Genomic DNA, 15,108 nt, shown 5'->3' on the forward strand with positions numbered 1-15,108 from the left:
AAGAAATGCTCGGCGAGCCTGGTTCCCCTGGAGCAGATTAATGAAGGCAATTTACCGTCTGGGACGAGGCCTCTTCGCCTCGCTGAAATCGCTTGTTGTGACGTTGCTCATCCTGATCGCCCTGGTCTTCGCCTGCAATTTGCTGTTGTTCCCAACCTACCGTCATCTTCCCTCACGCGCATTGGCGCCGGAATCCGCGTCTTGCGTCGATGCACTATCGCCGGGATGGACGATCCTCGCCCAGTCGGGCTCGGACGCGGCAGATAGCGAGCAAAGCGTCGAGTGGTCTGCGGTCGATCGCGATCCGGTCTGGAAGAGGAAATTCTCCTGCTCGCTGCAGCGTCATCTCATCCCCGGCTACAGCTATACGTCGGGGGATGGAACCAAGGTCGACTCGCTCTCGTACGACCTGGCGTTCATCGAGTTTCAGGAGGACGGAAAGCCGTACGTTCTGAGAGAGGAATGTGCGGCTGACGCGGACTGCATCAAGGAGCGCGGGATTGCTGTGCGCCGCCAGGGCCGGGCACAGATCGAGCCCCTGCTTGCGAAGCTCAAGGAGAGTGCCAAGCAGGGCGAAGCCAACTACGTCATTGCCTTCGTGCATGGCTGGCGCCACGACGCATCGATCGGCGACGGCAACGTCGGTGACCTGCAGCTCTATGCGGCTCACGCGGCACGCTTCCTCGCCGATCGCGCCGCCAGCAACCCGCAGCTCAAGAATCCTCGCGTCACCGCGGTCTATCTCGGCTGGAGAGGGGCGCGCACCGACGAGAACTGGCTGCAGCGCAACGTCCCTTGGGTCGGAGGAATGATCGGCACCTTCTCGGCCGTGCTGACATTGTTCGACCGCAAGCCGGTCAGCGAATCGGTCGCTCCGGCGGCGCTTTCGGCGCTGCGCCTGATCGAGAGCACGCTGGCGATCGATGCCTACACGGGCGATGTCCCCGGGCCCAATCCGAACAAGATGCTGGTGGTGGGCCATTCGCTGGGCGGCAACATGCTGATCACGGCGCTGCAGGATCCCTTGATCAAGAAGATCGAGGCGCATGTGCCTGAGCACTACGTTTCGCCGGTGCTCGGCGATCTCGTCGTCCTGATCAACCCGGCCGCCGAAGCATGGAAGTGGACGAGCATCCAGCGCGCGCTCTGGTACAAGCTGGCCCTGATCAACGGTGAGCGCCGCAGCCCCGAAGAGTATGCGAACTCGCAGAAGTACTTTCGAAACGACCAGCGCCCGATCATCATCGCGGCGACCGCGGCCCGCAATTGGCCGCCTGGAGGCCGTCAACAGATCGACTGCACCTACACTGCTGGTCCCGTGAAAACCAGTGTTGATCGCGCAGCGGCGCGCGCAGCTGAGAATGCCTACGTCCAGCGCGTCGTCAAATATGACTGGGCGACGCATGACATGTTTCCGGCGTTCAAGGGCGATCTAAGACCGCTGGCCGACCGGATCGAGCAGTGGGGCACCGGAACGGACCCGAACGATGAATGCGCGCAGCGAGGCATTCCCTGGACGCAGCACCTTCTGCATCCGCTTCGTGCTGCCGCGATCGGCGTCAGCGGCGTGCTTCGCGTTCTGCCGTTCATGGTTACCGATCCCGAGCAGACCCGAACCGTCGGCAATCTCGATCCGCCGCGATCGCTTTCGGCAAGCCTGGCGCGCTACGGAGCCACGATGCGGCCGTTCGGCACGACGCATGAGTTGAGCCGTTCGGACAAGAAGAGCCAGTATGGCCTGCGCAAGATATCTGACCGTGAGGAGGACAAGGGCAACGACAAGGAGGTACCGCTTCGCTACGGCGAAGTGATACGCGCGGAAGCGGCGTGTCCGGCGGCCAACAACTGGCTGTCCCGCGTCAAGACGGTGAAGATCACGCAGGACAGGCAGCCCTACGCGACGAACTGGGACACCCGCGATCTGCCGGCAAGCACGATCGTGGGTGAGGGGTTCCCGGCGCTGAGATTCGTGCACGGATTCGACAAGGGCGGAATCGCGCCGCCGACGCGTCCCAACGATCCATTCTGGAATCTCAGGGCGTTCGACACGGCGCTTGCCGAGCACAACGGTTATCTGCTCTCGTCGTTCATCTGCGCCATCAACCAGTTGGTGCTCGATGACATCACAACGATAACCCAGCAATGAGCCGCGTGGCCGGCGCCCTATTTGCGGTGCCGGCTGCCGAGCGCGGTTGCGATGGTTTCGGGATGGTTGATCCGCTCGATCAGCATGTCGATGCGGTCGCCACCCCAGAACAGTTCGCCGTTGAACACCATGGTGGGAACGCCGAATACGCCGAGCGCCTCGGCTTCATCGATGATGCGGTCGTGCTCGGCGCGGGCGGGCCCGCGGACATAGGCTTCGAACCCGGCGGCGTCGCCGCCGATCGCGGCGATCACGCCGGAGATTTCCGACAGTTCGTCAATCTCCAGCTCATGGTTCCAGAAGCGGCGAAACACCGCATCGTGATAGCGACGAAACAGCCCGTGACGCTGCGCGAACAGCATGCCAGCGCTGGAATGAAACGCGTCGTAGATTCGGCGCGGGCCCTTCATGACGAGGCCCTGCGCATTCGCAAAACGCCGCGCGTCCATATAGGAGTAACGCACCTTGCGCCAGAAGTGCGGCGTACGCGCCTCCACCGTGCCCATGAATTCGGGAATGCGCAGCGTGTAGGGCAGCCATTCCAGCTCCACGCCGTACGTCTCCTCGAGCGCGAACAGGCGCGCGTTGGCGACATAGGCGTAGGGACTCTTGTAGTCGGTGTAGACTCGTACCCGTGGCTTTTCCATCATTGTTCCTCACCCGGCTCGGAGGATTGTTTCTGATCGGGCGCGTCGGTGCAATGCGGCGTGGCGAGGGGGAGATCGCAGGCAAACGAATGGGCCCCGGTGCATTCAAGCATCAGCGGGGCCCTGCTACTTCGTTTTAGCGAAGGATATCTGGTAGACACCAGTGGTGTTTCGGGACCTAAAAGCGCTTGGCCTTTGCGCTCCTGTCCTGCGGATATGTTCAGATTGTCGGCGGTGTACGCGGCTAGCAGCTGCTGTTCGCCTCAACGTGCACCGAGACCTTGCCGCTGAGCAAGGTCGCTGGCTTGCGCCGGTGGCGTCATGCTCCTCTCCAAGGGTGGGCCGACGGACATCTGTCCGCTTCTTCTGCCTGGCGGCCGATCCTGTAATCGTCCGTCAATTCCTGCGATGCGGGGAGCCGCGCTCCCTTCACCCCTACAGGTGCAGTCAGCGAAATGCTGCGGCAGATATCGCGGTCTGTCAAGTTAACGAGAAGGCTATTCAGGTCAGGCTTGCTGTCCGGACCTGGTCTGTCGGTAGTGGCTGAAATCCGGATCGTGGGTCATCTGCCAGTAGTCGACGAAGCGCCACGGCATCGCCGAGAACACGCGCCCGAGTTTGTTGCGGTAATACGTCGTCATTCCCGGATGCGTCCAGATCAGTTGCTCATGCTCGGCATCGACGCTCTTGATGTATCGATCATGCGCATCGGGATGCACGTCGATCGCGGCGATGCCGTTCTCGATCATCGCGACGAGGCAAGCCGAGATGTAACGGCTCTGGCATTCCGACTGGAAGATTACGCTGCCGCCATGCGCGGGTCCGGAGTTCGGTCCGAGCATCAGGAAGAGATTTGGAAAGTTCGGCACGGTGAGGCCGAGATAGGCGGTCGGATTGTCATCGCGCCAAGCCTGCTTGAGGTTGTTGCCGTCACGCCCGGTGATGTTGAGCCGCGCCGCCATCTCCGAGACCTTGAAGCCGGTCGAGATCACGACGATGTCGTGCGGCCGTAGCTTGCCATCAGCCGTTACGATTCCTTCCGGCGCGAAACGGTCGATTGGCTCGGTTACGAGCTCGACATTCGGCTTGGTCAGCGTCCTGAACCAGTTGTTGTCGAGCAGGATGCGCTTGCCGTAGGGCGGATAGGTCGGCACGCATTTCTCGATCAGGTCGGGGCGGTCCTTCAATTCGGACAGAATGAACTCGGTCAGCTCCTGGCGATGCCGGTCATTGCCCTTGTTGACGGCGCGGTCCGGATGCGGCCACGCTGGGTCCTTGCGCAGGAACGGCAGCAGGCCGTCGCCGTAACGCCAGAACATGTTGAAGCGATACCACTGCACATAGAACGGCAGATGCGCGAGCAGCCATTGCGCGCCTTCGGTGATCGGGTCGGAGTAGCCCTTCACCGGCCGCGCCCATTGCGCGGTGCGCTGGTAGACCGTGACCGAGGCGACGCGATCGGCGATCGACGGCACCAGCTGCATCGCGGTCGCGCCGGTGCCGATCACCGCGACATGCTTGCCGTCGAGCTTGATGTCGTCGGACCACAGCGCCGAATGCACCTTCAAGCCTCTGAAATCCTCATCGTCGCTGAAGCGGGCAGGCGAGGGATCGTTGAGCTGGCCGATCGCGCTGACCAGCGCGGTCGACTCGAAGGTCTCTTCACCATCGCCGGTCCTGAGCGTCGAGACCCATCGCCGCTTTGCCTCGTCCCAGTGCGATGCGACCAGCTCGGTGTTGAGCCGGACGTTCCGGCGAATGTCGTGCTCGCGGACAACCTTGAGCAGATAATCCAGCAGCTCCTGACGCTGCGCGAAATAGCGCGTCCATGGATTGCGCTCGCCGAACGAGAACGAATAGGAGTGGTTCGGCGTATCGACGCCGCAGCCGGGATAGCGGTTGACGTACCAGGTGCCACCGATCTCGTCGTTCTTCTCGACGATCGTGTAGGGGATGCCGAGCCGCCCGAGCGCGACGCCGAGCGCGATCGCGCAAACGCCGGCGCCGATGATCAGCACGTGCTGCTGCGCCAGCGCCGCGCTGGAGGGGCGATTGTGCCAGCGCGCCTCGCGCGGGATGAAACCCATCTCCTCGCGCATCAGCGGCGCATATTCCGGCGTGACATTCTCACCGAGCGTCGCGCGCATCATCCGCAGCATCAGCTCATCGCCGGGATCGGTGATGACGGGGTTCGGCGTGCCGTTCGCGAACAGGTTCAGCACCGCTGCGCGGATCTCATCCTGGATCTGCTGCGGCACGCCGGCATCCGGATCGGGGATCAGGCGGACGTCGCGCTTCGGCTTGTAGGGCGGCTCCAGCCACTTCTCGTCGCCGGTCATGTGCACCAGCACCATCAGCAGCACGCGGATGTCGCCTTCCGCGATCGCGGAGGACAGATCGAGGGGCTTGCGCGAGAGCTCGATGTTCATGGGGCGTTCGTCCTCAGTTGGTCGGCGCGTCCGGCAGCCCGCCATAGGCGGCCCAGGTGGTGCCCGCGATGTAGCCGGCATCGACCGGCAGGTTGATGCCGGTGACGCCGCTGCTCTGCGGCGATAGCAGCCAGGCGATTGCCTGCGCCACCTCGATGGGCTCGACCAACCGGTTCATCGCGGTCGGGCGCGCGAGCAACTCCTTGTCGAGCGCGCCCGAGGCGATGCCGGCCTCGAGCATCGCGGTGCGGGTGAAGCCGGGCGACACCGCGTTGACGCGAACGCCGGCGCGGCCCCATTCGGCGGCGAGCGTTTGCGTGATCTGGATGACGCCGGCCTTCGCCGCCGTGTAGGCGTGGATCGGCCCGGAGGTCATGCCGGCCACCGAGGCAACGTTGACGATCGCGCCATGTCGTCGCTTCGCCATCGCGACACCGACGCTGCGCGCGACCAGGAAGGTACCGCGCAGGTCGATATTGACCTCGCGGTCCCATTGCTCCATCCGAACCCGCTCGATCGAGTGCATCTTGCCGAACACGCCGGCGGCATTGACGAGGCCGGTGATCGGGCCGTGCGCCTTCTCGATCTCGGCGATGCCGGCCACGACGGCGCTTTCGCTCGCGACGTCGAACGGCGCCGGCCAGAGGATGGCGGAGGTTCCGGCCAGCGGCTCCGGCGCGATGTCGACGATCACGACGCGATGCCCTTGATCGGCGAGCAGGGTAGCGGTCGCGGCGCCGATGCCGCGGCTGCCGCCGGTGACGAGGATGGTGCCGCCTGCGCTCATGACTTTCGTTCCTTGCCGCTAGCGGAGAACAGGCCCTGCGTGACCAGCTTCCGGTAAGCCGAGATGACGTAGTCGGGCACTGCCGTGACGCCGTGCTCCGAATAGGAGTAGCGGCGGCTGAGATAGCCGCGCGCACCCATCAACACCTGGACGATGGCCTCGAACTCTTCGTCGCTGAACGTGTTGGTGGCTCCCGCCGATCGCGCGCGCTGCAGGATCCGCACATAGGCGCTCGAGATGTTGTCGAAGTGCTTCTGGTAGCCGATCGGCGCAAAGAACTCGGCCTCGTTGAGGATGCGCAGGAACTCCGGCACCTCGCGGATGAAATCGAAGAACGCGCCGAAGCGCTCGATTTCCTGCCGGGCCTCACTGGCGGTGCCGGTCCGGGCGCGGATGAAACGGACCATATCGAGGCCGATCTTCGGCAGCAGCTGGTCGAGCAACTCCTGGCGGTTCTCGAAGTGATTGTAGAAGGTGCCCTGGGCGACGCCGGCGGCCTCGGTGATGCGGGCGACCGAGGCTTCGGCGTAGCCGTATTTGCCGACGATCTTGGTCGCGGCGTCGAAGATCTTCTGCTTGGTCCAGGCGTTGCGCTCGACACGATTGAGCTTCGTCACCTTGGTGGTTTCAGCTTGCCTCATGCTTTGGCCTCGAGTTCGGCGCGGAGCACGCGCTTGAGCACCTTGCCGGATGGATTGCGCGGCAGGCTGTCGCGGATGATGAGCTGTTTCGGCACCTTGAAGCCGGCGAGGCGGGTGCGGCAGTGATCGGCGAGATCGGACAAATCGAGTTGTGCATGATCCGCGAGCACCACGACGGCGACGGGCTTCTCGCCCCAGCGCGGGTCGGGCAGGCCGATCATCGCGACCTCGCGCACTTCGGACATCTCATAGATGACGCGCTCGACCTCAGAGGAGGCGATGTTCTCGCCGCCGGAGATGATCATGTCCTTCTTGCGGTCGGTGAGGTACAGGAAGCCGTCGGCGTCGAGATAGCCGATGTCGCCGGTGCGGAACCAGTCGCCGAAGAAGGCGGACGCGGTCTTCTCCGGATCCTTCCAGTAGCCTTGAGTGACCTTCGGGCCGCGCAGGCAGATCTCGCCGTTCTGCCCGGCGGGCAGGCGCTTGCCGGCATCGTCGCGGATCTCGATCTCGACATGGGCGATGGCGCGGCCGGTCGAGCCGATCTTCTCGATCTCGCGGCCCGGCTCCATGAAGGTGTCGCCGCCGCAGCTTTCGGTGAGCCCATAGGCATCGATGTAGCGCGCGCCCTTGAAGTAGTCGGAGAAGGCGCGGATGCGCACCTCGGGCGTCTTCTCGCCGCCGCCGATCGCCCATTGCAGGCTGGAGACGTCGTAGCGCTCGCGGTTCGGGCAAGTGAGCAGCGCCGTCGTCATGACGGGCGCGAACCACGCGGCGTTCAGCTTCTCACGTTCGATCGCGGCCAGCGCCGGCTCCGGTTCGAAGCTGCGATGGATGCACAGCATGCCGCCGTGCCAGAGCACCGCGATGCCGGGCAGGTCGAGCGCGCCGACGTGATAGAGCGGACCGACGACGAGCAGCCGCGTGTCGGCATTGAGCCCGAGCACCAGCGTCTGGTCGGCCGACTTCCAGTAGATGTTCTCGTAGCTGAGCATCACGCCCTTGGGGCGGTCGGTGGTGCCGGACGTGTACATCAGCCGCATCAGGTCGCGGGGCTGGCGCACATGCATCGGGGCGCGCGCGATATCCGGCGCGAGATTGGTGACGCCGGATTGCGCGACCTCGTCGAGCAGCACCACCGGCGCGCCGCCGGCTGCGATCGCCGCGAATTCCTCGTCGGCGATCAGAAGGCGCGCGCCGGAGTTGCCGACGATGTAGCCGACCTCGTCGGCCGACAGGCGGTAGTTGATCGGCAGGAACACCGCGCCGATGTGGCTGGCCGCGAACACCAGTTCGAGGAAGGCCGTGCTGTTCTTCATCAGGACGGCGACGACATCACCGGGGCCGATGCCGCGCGCGGCAAGCCAGCCGCCGGCCTGACGGATCCGCAGGTCGAAATCCGCGTAGGCGATGTCCTCGCCGCGATATTTCAGCGCACAGCGATCCGGCGTCCGCCTGGCATGAAACGCGATGAAGCTGGAAAGATTGATCATTCGCCGTCCATGGGCCGATTTCCGGCGCCGTTTCTCCCTGGATGAATTATGACTCGTAATTCATCTTTGGCTTGACGTCACCCCCCTTGCTCTGAAAACATTGTGGCCACGGAGACGAAACGATCTCCGAGAGGGATTTGGGAAACGCCAACCCGACAGGGAGGGGAAGATGACGAGAACCCGTAAACCGGGCATCAGCCGACGTGCGACTCTTGCGCTGATGGGCGCCGGTGCGGCGAGCGTCGCAGCGCCATGGGTGGCGCGCGCACAGGCCAAGACCATCAAGATTGGCATGCCGACCATCCTGTCCGGCCGCGTCGCGCAGCTCGGCACATCCTCGCGCAACGCGGTGATGCTGGAAGTCGAGAAGGTCAATGCCGCCGGTGGCCTTGCCGGCCGGCAGATCGAGATGGTGATCCGCGACTCCAAGGGACAGCCGCAGGAAGCCGCGCGCATCGCCCGCGAACTGGTCAACACCGACGGCTGCGAGATGCTGTTCGATGGCGAGGCGTCGTCGGGATCGTTCGCGGTTCACGAGGTGGCGCGCGATCTCGGCGTGCTCTGCATCCACACCTGCTCGGAAGCCTCGTCGCTGACGGCCGATCCCAAGCAGCACATCCCGAACGCATTCCGCTGCGTGCGGCAGGGCATTCACGACTCGATCGTCGGCGCCAGCTACGCGGCGCAGATCTCGAAGGCGAAGGGCCTGAAGACGTGGGCGACCTGCTCGCCCGACTATGCCTATGGCCGCGACACCACCGGCGAGTTCGTGCTGTACCTGAAGAAGTTCGCGCCCGACGTCGAGATCATCAGCGAGTCCTGGCCGAAGCTGTTCCAGCCCGACTACACCGAGGTTGTCACCAAGATCCTGCAGGCAAAGCCGCAGGCGCTGTATTCGTGTCTGTGGGGCGGCGATCTCACCTCCTACATCGACCAGGCCAACATCTACGCGATGTTCAGCCAGATGGAGGTGTTCGCGGTCAACATGGCCGACTACACCGCGCTCACCGTGGTGAAGAACCTGCCCAAGGGCATCCATTCCGGCGACCGCTACATCAAGACCTTCCCGCCGACGCCGGAGAATGCGGCGTGGGGCGATGCCTACAAGGCGAAGTACAACGAGTATCCGACCAACTGGTCGTGGCAGAACGCGACCGCGGTGATGTTCCTCGACGCGGCCGTCAAGAAGGCAAACTCGACCGACGGCAAGAAGGTCGCGGAAGCGCTCACCGGGCTGACCATCAAGTGCCCGTTCGGCGCCGATGGCACCGTGACGATGCGCGCCGAGGACCGCACGCTGGTCGGCTACGCGATTGGCTGGGGCACCACGATCCCGCAGGAGCCTTATGTGCCCGACGTGAAGGCCGGCGACTGGAAGACGATCTTCGAGCTCGAGGCCGAGTGGAAGAAGAGCAAGGGTTACACCTGACCTGCACACGCGGCGCGAGGCGGCAAACGGCTGCCTCACGCCGTCGACATTCTCATCGGGCGCGCTGCAGTTGCGCGCCGTAATGGATGGCTTCCCGTGGACCTCGACGCGCTTGCCAGCTGTCTCGCCAGTCCAGCCTGCCTGGTGACGCAAACCACCAGCGGCCTGATCATCGGCATGCTGCTCTTCCTGGTCGCCGTGGGGCTGACCTTGATCTTCGGCGTGCTGAAGGTCGTCAATTTCAGCCACGGCGCCTTCTATATGTTCGGCGCCTATTTCGCGATGACTGCCTACCAGCTCACCGGCAGCTTCGCGCTGGCGATGCTGTGCGGCGCGGCGGGCACCGCGCTGCTCGGCCTGATCTTCGAGCGGGCCTTCATGAGTCGGGTCTACGGTGCCGACGTGCTGATGCAGCTTTTGGTCTGCTACGCCTTCGTGCTGATCTTCGACGATGTCGTCCGCATGATCTGGGGACCGGAATTCAAGTCGATGGGTATGCCGTCGGCGTTTCAGGTGCCGCCGCTGTTCATCGCCGGCGGCGTGGTGCCGCCGTATTATCTGCTGCTGATCGGCGTGGCGCTGGCCGCCGCCGTGATCCTCGGGCTCGGGCTGGCACGCTCCAGGATCGGCAAGGTGATCCGCGCCGCCGCGCATAACCCCGGGATGGTCTCCGCGCTCGGCATCAACACCGGGCTGATCTATGGCGGTGTGTTCGCGCTCGGCGGCATGCTGGCCGGCCTCGCGGGTGCGCTGGCCGCGCCAGTGCGCTCGCTGACGCCGGGCATGGGGTTCTCGGTGCTGATCGAATCCTTCATCGTCACCGTGATCGGCGGCATGGGCTCGATCCTCGGTGCGCTGATCGGCGCGCTCCTGATCGGTCTGATCCGCTCGTTCGGCTCGCTCGGCTTCCCGCTGTTCACCGAAGGGTTGATGTACCTCTTCATGGTGATCGTGCTGGTGTCGCGCCCGACCGGCCTGTTCGGCAAGGAGGTCGCATGACCGAATTGCAGGCCGGGCAGGGAACGCAACCCCTCGAGGTTCCGCGGATCGACGCGCGCCCGCAGCGCTACCGCGATGTCCTGATCGCGCTGGTGGCGTTCGCCGTGCTGGCGCTGCTGCCGATGATCTTCGGCAGCAAGTCGCTGCTCGACTTCGTGATCCGTTGCTCGGCTTATGGGCTGTTCGCCACCTCGCTCAATCTCCTGGTCGGCTACACCGGGTTGATCTCGTTCGGTCACGGCATGTTCTTCGGCCTCGGCGCCTACGGCTTCGGCCTGATGATGCAGAAGACCGGCGTGCCGATCCCGGTTGCCTTCGTCGCCACGCTGGTGATCACCACGGTGGTGGCCGCCGTGATCGGCGCGATCTGCGTGCGGCTGAAGGAAATCTACTTCGCGTTCGTTACGCTGGCGTTCCAGATGCTGATCCACTCGACCATCCTGTCGTGGCAGTCGCTGACCGGCGGCGACCAGGGGCTGCGCGGCGGCATTCCGCGGCCGCCGCTCCTCGGCATCGACCTGTCGAACCATCTGCATCTCTACATCATGAGCTGCGCGCTGCTGGTGATCGGGCTGCTCTTGATGCGCCAGATCGCGCAGTCGCCGTTCGGCTACACGCTGCGCATGATCCGTGACAACGCCACCCGGGCGAGCTTCATCGGCATCGACGTCTGGCGCGCCAAGCTGACCATCTTCGTGCTGGCGGCACTGTTCGCCTCCACCGGCGGCATGATCATGGCGCTGTTCGTCTCCGGCGCCTATCCGGAATTCGCCTACTGGACGATCTCGGGCGAGGGCATCTTCATCAACATGCTCGGCGGCGTCACCACTTTCCTCGGGCCGATGGTCGGCACGGTGCTGCTGCTGATCCTCAACGACACCGTGACGCGCCTGACCGAGTATCACGGCATCGTACTCGGCATCGTGATCCTGTTCTTCGCCATCGGCCTGCGCAAGGGCCTGATGGATTTCGTCGTCGAGTGGGTCGCGCAGCGTCGCGAGAAGGCGAACGGCTAGCCATGCTGGAGATCCGCGGACTCTCGAAATCCTTTGGCGGCGTCAAGGCGACGGACAATGTCTCGCTCGACTTCGCCGACGGTTCGCTCACGGCGGTGATCGGCCCCAACGGCGCCGGCAAAAGCACGTTCTTCAACCTGATCACGGGGGCGCTGCGACCGGATGCCGGCCAGATCCTGCTCAACGGCGTCGACATGGCGGGCAAGACGCCCCCTGAGATCGTGGGTCACGGCATCGGCCGCGCCTTTCAGGTCGCGAGCATCTTCCCCTCGCTGACGGTGGAGGAGACGATGCTCGCCACGGTCTGCGCCGATCAGCGCCGCGCCGGCGTGATGCATCGCCGCTTTCCACTGGCCGAGACGCGCGACCGCGCCGAGCATGCCATGGAACTGCTCGGCCTCGCCAACAAGCGCAACCGGACTGCGGCGACACTATCGCATGGCGACCAGAAACTGCTCGATATTGCGCTCGCGCTGGTGCTCGATCCGAGAGTCCTGCTGCTCGACGAGCCGACCGCCGGCATGGGTACCGAGGAGCGTTGGCGCATGATCGACAAGGTGCGCGAGCTCTGGGAGAAGCAGAAGATCACGGTGGTGTTCATCGAGCACGACATGGACATCGTGTTCAAGATCGCGCCGCAGATCGTCGTGCTGTGCTATGGCCGCATCCTCGCGACCGGCACGCCCGACGCGATCCGCAGGAACGATGCCGTGATCGAGGCCTATCTCGGCAGCGAAGATCATGCGGGAGCCGTGGCATGAGCGCGCAGCCGGTGGTGCAGGTCGAGGACCTCGACGTCTACTACGGCACCAGCCAGATATTGTTCGGCGTCGGCCTGTCGGTGCGCCAGGGTGAAACCATGGCACTGCTCGGCCGCAACGGCGCCGGCAAGTCGACGACGATGAAGGCGATCATGGGGCTGGCGCCGGCGCGCCGCGGCAAGGTGACGTTGCGGGGCAACGTCGTGTCGGGGATGAAGCCGCATCGCATCGCGCGGGCCGGGCTCGGCTTCGTGCCGGAGGACCGGCAGATCTTCCCCGAGCATACCGTCGAGGACAATCTCGTGATCGGCCAGAAGAAGGGACCGAACGGCGAGGACGAATGGTCGATCCGCCGCGTCTATGACGTGTTTCCATTGCTGGAGCCGCTGCGGCAGCGGATCGCCGGGCGGCTCTCCGGCGGCGAGCAGCAGATGCTGGCGATCGCCCGCACACTGATGGGCAATCCGGTGCTGCTGCTGCTGGACGAGCCGAGCGAAGGGCTGGCGCCGATCATCGTGCAACGCATCGGCGAACTGCTGCGGCAGCTTCGCGGCACTGGCGCCACGGTACTGATCGCCGAGCAGAACATGCATTTTTGCCTTGGCCTTGCGAGCCACGCGACGGTTATCGACAAGGGCCAGATCGTCTACACATCCTCCATCGAAGAGCTGAAGGCCAACGACAACATCCGCCAGCGTTATCTGGCGTTGTAGGCTCTTCACACGGGAGGACATATGGCGGGCAGACTGACGCCGACGCACGAGGCGCCGTATCGCGGCCTCAAGGTGCTGGATCTCGGGCAGGGCATCGCGTCGCCCTATTGCGCGATGCTGCTCGGGGTCTACGGCGCCGACGTCATCAAGATCGAGCCGCCGGAAGGTGACTGGTCGCGCTATCTCGGGACCACCTACGGCAGTCATACGACGCTGTCGGCGGTCTATAACCGCGGCAAGCGCAGCCTGTGTCTCGACATGAAGCACAAGGACGGGATCGCGATCGCGCAGCGTCTCGCGAAGGAAGCCGATGTGCTGATCGAGGGCTTCCGTCCCGGCGTCGCCGAGCGGCTCGGGCTCGGCTATGAAAGCCTGTCGCGCGACAATCCCGGCCTGGTGTATCTCTCGGTCAGCGGCTTCGGGCAGACTGGGCCATATGCAAAGCGGCCCGGTTCGGATTCGGTGGCGCAGGCCTTCTCCGGACTGGTTTCCGTCAATCTCGGCACTGACGGCGTGCCGCACCGGGTCGGTACCACGATCTCCGACGTTGTCACCGGCGTCTATGCGTTCCAGGCCATTGCGACGACACTGTTCGCGCGCGCGACCGTCGGCACCGGGCGCTGGATCGACGTCAATCTCTGCCAGTCGACGGCGGCGCTGCTCGGCCACAAGGTGGCGGAGTTCGTCCTCGAAGGTGGCGCACCTCGTGCGCTCAACGTGCCCGCTGGCACCTATCAGACCCAGGACGGCTGGATGATGGTGACGCTGGTGAACGAGCCGCAGTACAAACGGCTGTGCGGTGCGATCGACCGTGAGGATCTCGCCAACGATCCGCGCTTCGCCGACTTCGCCCGGCGCGCCGACGCTGCCGATGCACTGATCCCGCAGCTGCGCGAGGTGTTTTTGACCCAGCCGACCGAGGCCTGGCTGGCGCGGCTGCACGCTGCCGATATCATCGCCGAGCGGATCCTCAATCCCGGCGAATGGCTGCACAACGCCCATGTCGAGGCGACCAGGGCGTCGGTGCGCCAGGACACGCCCGGCGTTGGTGCGGTCTACACACCGCGGACGCCGGGCATCGCAAGCCTGTCCGAGGACCGGCTGTGTCCCGCGCCTGATGTCGGGCAGGACAGCCGCGCGGTGCTTGCAGAGGCCGGATTTGCGGACGCGGAGATCGACGGCCTGCTGCAGTCCGGCGCCGTGCGGCAAGCCAGGAGATAGCGGGAGGACATCATGACGGAGCTCGTTCGTTACGAGGTTGCCGACCAGATCGCCGAGATCGTGCTGGATCGCGCACCGGTCAATGCGCTCAGCATCCCCTTGATCGACGCGCTGCTGGCGGCGCTGGCGAAGGCGCGAGATGATGCGGCGGTGCGCGCCGTGATCATCCGCAGCGCCCACAAGGTGTTTTGCGCCGGCCTCGATCTCGACATTGTCAGGGGCAAGCCCGCGATCGAGGTCAAGGCGTTCCTCGAGAAGCTCTACTTCGCCCTGAACGACACGCAGTACCGTATGGGCAAGCCGACCATCGCGGCGATCGACGGCGCGGTGCGGGCCGGCGGCATGACGATCGCGATTTCCTGCGACATGATCGTCGCGGGTGACGGCTCGACGTTCGGCTATCCCGAGATCGATGTCGGCCTGATCCCGGCGATCCACTTCGTGCAATTGCCGCGGCTGGTGGGCAAGCACCAGGCGTTCGGCCCGCTGTTCCTCGGCGAGCCGTTCGATGCGGCGACCGCTTTCCGCATGGGCCTGCTCAGCGAAGTGGTGCCGAAGGGCACCGCTCTCGACCGGGCGCGCGAGATCGCACGCAAGCTCGCCGCGAAGTCGCCGATCGTGATGAAGATCGGCCGCGATGCCTTCATGCGCGCGGTCGACGCGGATTTCCGCCGCTCGGTGGAGAATACGGCGGAAAGTTTCGTGGTGGTCGCATCGACCGAGGATTGCCAGGAAGGGCTGAATGCGTTCGTCGAGAAGCGGACGCCCAACTACAAGGGGCGATAGAACGGCGTGGCCGCCGCACGGAATATGGCGAGCGGACGGG

At 64.7% G+C, this 15,108-nt stretch carries 13 protein-coding genes; 8 read left to right on the forward strand and 5 right to left on the reverse strand.

The features are described from left to right. Window positions 1-40: 40 nt before the first annotated feature. Complete coding sequence (locus JQ633_RS04000; RefSeq protein ID WP_211982558.1) at window positions 41-2,146, forward strand: hypothetical protein; 2,106 nt, start codon at window positions 41-43, stop codon at window positions 2,144-2,146. Window positions 2,147-2,163: 17 nt separating this feature from the next. On the opposite strand, the gene JQ633_RS04005 is transcribed toward JQ633_RS04000, so the two are convergent. The 5 genes from JQ633_RS04005 to JQ633_RS04025 form a co-directional block, all read right to left on the reverse strand. Continuing rightward, window positions 2,164-2,793 carry a 2-hydroxychromene-2-carboxylate isomerase gene (locus JQ633_RS04005; RefSeq protein ID WP_211982811.1) on the reverse strand — a complete coding sequence of 210 codons (630 nt, stop codon included), beginning with the start codon at window positions 2,791-2,793 and terminating at the stop codon, window positions 2,164-2,166. Between the two features lie 506 nt (window positions 2,794-3,299). Next, window positions 3,300-5,222, reverse strand: a complete 1,923-nt coding sequence (locus JQ633_RS04010; protein ID WP_211982561.1) for a flavin-containing monooxygenase — start codon at window positions 5,220-5,222, stop codon at window positions 3,300-3,302. 13 nt (window positions 5,223-5,235) lie between these two features. Then, entirely contained in the window at window positions 5,236-6,009 is a 774-nt protein-coding gene (locus JQ633_RS04015; protein ID WP_211982563.1) for an SDR family NAD(P)-dependent oxidoreductase, read from the reverse strand. After that, the gene (locus JQ633_RS04020) at window positions 6,006-6,650 is read right to left on the reverse strand and encodes a TetR/AcrR family transcriptional regulator (protein WP_211982565.1); all 645 of its coding nucleotides are present in this window, start codon (window positions 6,648-6,650) and stop codon (window positions 6,006-6,008) included. Before JQ633_RS04020 ends, JQ633_RS04015 begins: the two co-directional genes overlap by 4 nt. After that, entirely contained in the window at window positions 6,647-8,143 is a 1,497-nt protein-coding gene (locus JQ633_RS04025) for an AMP-binding protein (RefSeq protein ID WP_211982567.1), read from the reverse strand. Before JQ633_RS04025 ends, JQ633_RS04020 begins: the two co-directional genes overlap by 4 nt. 169 nt (window positions 8,144-8,312) lie before the next feature. Between JQ633_RS04025 and JQ633_RS04030 the strand changes: the two genes are divergently transcribed. The 7 genes from JQ633_RS04030 to JQ633_RS04060 all read left to right on the forward strand — a co-directional run bounded on the left by JQ633_RS04030 (window position 8,313) and on the right by JQ633_RS04060 (window position 15,068). Further along, entirely contained in the window at window positions 8,313-9,572 is a 1,260-nt protein-coding gene (locus tag JQ633_RS04030; protein WP_211982569.1) for an ABC transporter substrate-binding protein, read from the forward strand. A gap of 96 nt (window positions 9,573-9,668) precedes the next feature. Continuing rightward, complete coding sequence (locus JQ633_RS04035) at window positions 9,669-10,571, forward strand: branched-chain amino acid ABC transporter permease (protein ID WP_211982571.1); 903 nt, start codon at window positions 9,669-9,671, stop codon at window positions 10,569-10,571. After that, complete coding sequence (locus tag JQ633_RS04040; protein ID WP_211982573.1) at window positions 10,568-11,587, forward strand: branched-chain amino acid ABC transporter permease; 1,020 nt, start codon at window positions 10,568-10,570, stop codon at window positions 11,585-11,587. Before JQ633_RS04035 ends, JQ633_RS04040 begins: the two co-directional genes overlap by 4 nt. A 2-nt stretch (window positions 11,588-11,589) precedes the next feature. Then, complete coding sequence (locus JQ633_RS04045; RefSeq protein ID WP_211982575.1) at window positions 11,590-12,348, forward strand: ABC transporter ATP-binding protein; 759 nt, start codon at window positions 11,590-11,592, stop codon at window positions 12,346-12,348. Beyond that, a complete protein-coding gene (locus tag JQ633_RS04050; RefSeq protein ID WP_211982577.1) occupies window positions 12,345-13,061 on the forward strand; it encodes an ABC transporter ATP-binding protein in 717 nt (238 codons plus the stop codon). The genes JQ633_RS04045 and JQ633_RS04050 overlap by 4 nt, the downstream gene beginning before the upstream one ends. Before the next feature lie 21 nt (window positions 13,062-13,082). Next, complete coding sequence (locus JQ633_RS04055; protein WP_211982579.1) at window positions 13,083-14,282, forward strand: CaiB/BaiF CoA transferase family protein; 1,200 nt, start codon at window positions 13,083-13,085, stop codon at window positions 14,280-14,282. 12 nt (window positions 14,283-14,294) lie between these two features. Then, complete coding sequence (locus JQ633_RS04060) at window positions 14,295-15,068, forward strand: enoyl-CoA hydratase/isomerase family protein (protein WP_249158726.1); 774 nt, start codon at window positions 14,295-14,297, stop codon at window positions 15,066-15,068. Window positions 15,069-15,108: the final 40 nt, after the last annotated feature.

Source organism: Bradyrhizobium tropiciagri (assembly GCF_018130505.1).
In the GTDB taxonomy this organism is placed as follows: domain Bacteria; phylum Pseudomonadota; class Alphaproteobacteria; order Rhizobiales; family Xanthobacteraceae; genus Bradyrhizobium; species Bradyrhizobium tropiciagri_B.